Annotated in this window: 4 protein-coding genes; 2 read left to right on the forward strand and 2 right to left on the reverse strand. The window is 61.3% G+C overall.

Going from position 1 to position 3,441, the window contains the following annotated elements; translation table 11 throughout:
• The first annotated feature begins 133 nt into the window (after positions 1–133).
• Entirely contained in the window at positions 134–1,081 is a 948-nt protein-coding gene (locus MU848_RS15195; protein WP_247233913.1) for an alpha/beta hydrolase, read from the forward strand.
• A 245-nt stretch (positions 1,082–1,326) separates the two neighbouring features.
• Here the strand turns inward: MU848_RS15195 and MU848_RS15200 are convergent, their stop codons facing one another.
• Together MU848_RS15200 and MU848_RS15205 are read right to left on the reverse strand one after the other, a co-directional pair.
• Positions 1,327–1,809, reverse strand: coding sequence for a nuclear transport factor 2 family protein (locus MU848_RS15200; protein ID WP_097092944.1), 483 nt, complete (start codon positions 1,807–1,809; stop codon positions 1,327–1,329).
• Complete coding sequence (locus MU848_RS15205; RefSeq protein ID WP_247233915.1) at positions 1,788–2,876, reverse strand: DUF1214 domain-containing protein; 1,089 nt, start codon at positions 2,874–2,876, stop codon at positions 1,788–1,790. The genes MU848_RS15200 and MU848_RS15205 overlap by 22 nt, the downstream gene beginning before the upstream one ends.
• Positions 2,877–2,978: 102 nt before the next feature.
• On the opposite strand from MU848_RS15205, the gene MU848_RS15210 reads away from it, so the two are divergent.
• Positions 2,979–3,380, forward strand: a complete 402-nt coding sequence (locus MU848_RS15210) for a VOC family protein (protein ID WP_247233917.1) — start codon at positions 2,979–2,981, stop codon at positions 3,378–3,380.
• Positions 3,381–3,441: the final 61 nt, after the last annotated feature.

A 3,441-nucleotide genomic window follows, 5' to 3' on the forward strand; every position in this document is an offset into this window, starting at 1 on the left:
CCAAATCCAGCGCAACATCATCGCCGAACGCGGACTAGCTATGCCACGAGAACCAAGAGGGTGACGATAAATCCGGTGACGCGATTGTGTGAATTAATGAAGAAACTGCAGAATTGAAACGAGGAGAATAGAGATGCCGCTCGATCCGCAGCTTGAGGCCATGTTCGCCAACCAGCCGGAATGGCCGCCGATACGGAACATTCCCGTACCCGTATTGCGGGAGTCGGTGCGGTCGAGTTCGATCCAGTTGCCGCCGCCGCAAGTGTCGTTGGCGTCGGTTTCCGACCGCACGATCCCGGGACCGAACGGTGAGATACCGGTGCGCATCTATACGCCAGAGGGTAAGGGGCCTTTCCCGGTCACTGCCTATTTCCATGGCGGCGGGTTCGTCGTCGGCGATCTCGACACGCAGGACATGATCGCGCGCGGACTGGCGGCGGGCGCGGAGACGATCGTCGTGTCCGTGGACTATCGCCTGGCGCCCGAGCACAAGTTTCCGGCGGCGTTCGAAGATTGCTGGGCCGCGACCCAGTGGGCGGCGGCCAATGCGGCCGAACTGGGCGGCGACCCTGCCCTGATCGCCGTTGCGGGAGACAGCGCGGGCGGCGTGCTGGCCAGCGCTTGCGCCCTCCTGGCACGCGACGCCGGCGCGCCGCGCATCGCCGCGCAGATCAACTGGTATGGCCCCGGCATCCATCCGATCCCGGAAGAAGGTTCAGCCCTCGAATTCGCGAACGGCCCCGTGCTTCGCCTGGAAGATGCCCATTATTTCTGGGAACTGCACATCAAGGACGAGAGCGATTATGATGATTTCCGCGCCAGTCCGATGAAGGCCGAGAGCCACAAGGGCCTCGCGCCCGCCTTTATCGCCGCCGCCGAGTGCGATCCCATTCGCGATGCGGTGGAAGCCTATGGCCCGGTGCTGGAAAAGGCCGGGGTGGAAGTCGAAGTGAAGCGCTATCCGGGCATGGTGCACGGTTTCGTTTCATGGCTGGGTTTCTTGCCGGGCGCGCAGGAAGCGATGGCCGATGCATGCGCTTTTGCCAGGAAGCAGTTCGCCGCCGCGCGCCAGACTGCCTGAACCATATGAGGCGAAGGGCGGCGCCGCGAGGCTGGAGCCGCCCTTCGGCCAAGGATGGTCACGTTTGAGTGATCGTCATGCCGGACTTGATCCGGCGCCCGTTTCTTATCTGACGCTGACGATGTAGCGGGACCCCGGATCAAGTCCGGGGTGACGGAAAGGGGCGGATGCGTCCGTAAGACGATCACAGTCTGAGCAGTCCGCGACGGCTCTTGGCCCCGGCCGCTACTGGCCGCTACTGGCCGCTACTGGCCGCCGATCAGCGCGCGGGCGTCGGCTGATCCGTCAAGCAAGCGATTTACGCGACGCGCCACCTTCCATTCCTTGCCCATGCGTATGAGATGCCAGCTATTGGCCGAGGCGCGATGGGCCTCCCAGCTATCGCCGGACTTGCGGAAGACGACCGAATAGGTCCGGGCGGTCGCCTTGTCACCGTCAAGATCGATGACCGGCGGGCTAAGGACATGGGCTGCGCCGCCATGGATCAAGCTCTGGTGGCTTTCCCCTTCCAGCAAGGCCTGGATCGCGGCGCGGCCCGTGTAGCTGCCGAACCCGCCGACTTCATAGACGCCATCCTCCGTCCAAAGGGCAGCAGCGCCCGCGCAGTCGCCAGCGTCGGCCAATGGGCCATAGCTGGCGATCAAGCCGCGTATCGCTTCCCGATCTTCAAGGACGGCGATACGCGCAGTGAGATCGGCAGGCGCGCTCAGAGCTTTACCACCTTGCATTGCGGCACCGGATGCTCGTCAGCCTCTATCCAGCGCCAGAGGCCGGTGCCCTTGCGATGGCCGGACAGGTCGATCCAGTTGCCATAGCCCGGATCCTTGTCGGCGCAGACCAGGATGACGCTGCCATCTTCTTCATATTTGGCCTGCGCGCCATTGACCCACACCTTGCGGTTCACATGGTCCATGGATTCCATCCACCAATTGTCGATCTGGAAGTTCCAGAAGCGGCATTGGGGCGGCTTTGCGGTGATGACCAGCGCCTCGTCAGGGGCGAGATCATAATAGATGTGCCCATACCAGATTTTCGGATCGCCACCGGCACGCTGATAGACCGACTGTTCCTTGCCCTCATAAAAGCGGTTGGGCTGTTCCATGAACCATTGCGACCAGTCGGCGAAGGTGTTGGCCGTGCCGCGCACCCAGGCGGCAGCACCGTTCAACTGCGCTTCGATCGTTTCCGGCGCCAGGATCGCGGGAACGGCGGGCCCTTCGCTGATCCGTTCGATGCGCACATCCGCTGCGACTTCCGTCCGCTTGTCATTGAAGGTCTGGCGAATGATGAGCAAGGTCGTGTCATCCGCCATCGGAAGCCAGTTGCCCGGCTTTTGCGTCTTGCTGACGATGATTTCGAAGCTGCCGTCCGGCCCGAACTGCATGTCGGCAAGCTCGATCTCGCCGGTCGAGGCCATGGTGCCGTCGATAGCGTAGCGATTCGCCTTCGACCCGATCGAAAAATAGGGAACGCTGTTCCGCTTGCCGGTGATGCGATATTCGCGATCACCCCGAACGACGATCTGCTGATAGAGATTGTCCGGATTGTCGGCGCCGATCTTGATCGCGTCGTCTGTCAACAGGAAGATGCGGGGGAAATCAGGATCGCTGGAATCGACCAGCATGTTGAGCGCCGTACGGGTCAGTCGGGAAAGATACCGCAGTCCTTCCGCCTGATCGATCGCCGTTCCCGGCGCAGTGGAACGATCCAGAACTTCTCCAGCCTGCGCCAGTTGATCGCAGAAATTCCGCCAAACTGCCGACAACCGAATGTCACCTGCTGCCTCTTCGGCCATCATTCTCTCCAACATGCGTATCAGTTGATCTGGCTTACGCCATTTTCAGGCGCTAAGACAGAGATTGTCTCACATAAATGCGTAACGCGAAAGGGGTTGAGGATGACCGCACTAGCCTTCAGTTTCACCAAGATCATCGTCGGGGATCTTGCCGCTGCCGAACGTTTCTACACAGAACTCTTCGGCCTTGAGGTGGTGGGTTATCTCAACCTTGGCGAAGGCGAAGAGTTGATGAACGAAGTGATCCTCAAGACCGCTGGCGCTCAGCCGCCCGCGCCCAACTTCATCCTGGTCAGCTATCCCAACCGGACGCCCCCTGCCACAGGAGAGGCGACGACGGGCTTCGTCGTAGATGATCTGGACGCGACGCTGGAAAAGGCGAGTGCTGCCGGTGCAACGATCGAGGTCGCCGCGACCGACATACCCGAACATGGCTTGCGTGCTGCCTATATCATCGATCCGCAGGGCCACCGGGTCGAGTTGTTGCAGACCATGAATGCCTAGAGTATCCGTGATGATCAAGCTGGAGATTGCGTCCAGCATCGATCGGCTTTGAGCAGGGCGT

Source organism: Sphingobium agri (genome assembly GCF_023051225.1).
In the GTDB taxonomy this organism is placed as follows: domain Bacteria; phylum Pseudomonadota; class Alphaproteobacteria; order Sphingomonadales; family Sphingomonadaceae; genus Sphingobium; species Sphingobium agri.

Bases quoted from the DNA above. Each gene is read 5' to 3' on its own strand.
- MU848_RS15195 (WP_247233913.1), top strand. From the start codon at position 134: ATGCCGCTCGATCCGCAGCTTGAGGCCATGTTCGCCAACCAGCCGGAA.
- MU848_RS15200 (WP_097092944.1), bottom strand. From the start codon at position 1,809: ATGCAAGGTGGTAAAGCTCTGAGCGCGCCTGCCGATCTCACTGCGCGT.
- MU848_RS15205 (WP_247233915.1), bottom strand. From the start codon at position 2,876: ATGGCCGAAGAGGCAGCAGGTGACATTCGGTTGTCGGCAGTTTGGCGG.
- MU848_RS15210 (WP_247233917.1), top strand. From the start codon at position 2,979: ATGACCGCACTAGCCTTCAGTTTCACCAAGATCATCGTCGGGGATCTT.